The sequence below is a fragment of the Streptomyces klenkii genome (assembly GCF_003626645.1).
GTDB lineage: Bacteria > Actinomycetota > Actinomycetes > Streptomycetales > Streptomycetaceae > Streptomyces > Streptomyces klenkii.
Map to the genome: position 1 here is coordinate 1 of NZ_RBAM01000177.1, position 1,088 is coordinate 1,088.

Consider the following 1,088-nt stretch of genomic DNA (forward strand, 5'->3'; position numbering starts at 1 on the left):
AGGAAAAGCGCGAGAAGTTATTTTTGCGCTCGCTATCCACAAACACTTCTTCGTTCGCGCAGTGGCTGGCGACGTCATTTCCTCGCTTTTCCACTTCCAACCAGTCGATGATTACCCTGCACGACAACAGGTGATCGATTTTTGGGTAGGGCTTTTACACGACGACGATGAGCTAGCTCGCGAGAGCGCGGAAGATTCAATGTCTCAGACGGTCCGATCCGACTGGATCGACGAGCCCACAGCGCGGTATCTCAATAGCAAGCTTCCTGTCGAACGGCAGCGGGGAGACTGGTAGAAGCGCTGCAGCCGTCCGCTATCCCACTGCTGTGAGCAGCAGCTTTGGTTATCCCGACACCTCGTGCCGCATACTGCTCTGGTGGCGGTAGACAAACAACGAGTGGTAGCCGTAGAAGCCGAGTTGGGGGCCGTGGCTGGACGCCTCATCGAGCGCGCCTTTGAGCCACTGGGAAACCAGCCCGCGCTGCCTATACCGAACCTTCGTTCCCTTGTCGCTCATCACTTCTCAGAGGAGTGGCAGCGGGACCGTGTCGTCGCGCTGGAAGCATTGTTGAGACGGGGCATCTCACACCTCAATGGCTCATTCTCAGAAAGCCACATGACCGCCCAGGAAGCTTCCTTGCGACTTTTCAACCTTGACGGCGGAGCGGATTTCCCTACAGTCAAGAAGAGAGATCTTGAATATCTCGGGCAGGACAGCAAAAAGAAGTACAGCGAATTGCGCCACGACTTGAGAAAAAGGGCTGGTCTCATCCCTAGAGGAGAGTCGACCTTTAGAACAGATCTCAGGAAGCTACGGCTTTCCCTGGCTCAAGTAATCCTCGAGCCTAGCTTCCCGTTCGAAGGTGATGTCGCGGGAACCGGAACGTCTAGCAGCAATGGCAACGCGGCCGCCGCTTCAACTCTGGTACCACCTGAAGCGCATAAGATCGCAGGACTTCAAGACTTCGATGCTCTCTATGTAGTTCGGCCGGAAATGCACACGCAGTTCAGGATGGCAATCGAAGCCGGAGCGAAGCGTATCCTGCTGGCTGGGTCAGCAGGGATGGGGAAGACACGTCTCGCAAAGC

Annotated in this window: 2 protein-coding genes; both read left to right on the top strand. The window is 56.0% G+C overall.

The features are described from left to right. The coding region (locus D7231_RS37215; RefSeq protein WP_206752012.1) for a hypothetical protein at positions 1 to 295 on the top strand (295 nt) is incomplete at its 5' end. An 81-nt stretch (positions 296 to 376) separates the two neighbouring features. Beyond that, the coding region (locus D7231_RS36385; RefSeq protein ID WP_147449920.1) for a hypothetical protein at positions 377 to 1,088 on the top strand (712 nt) is incomplete at its 3' end.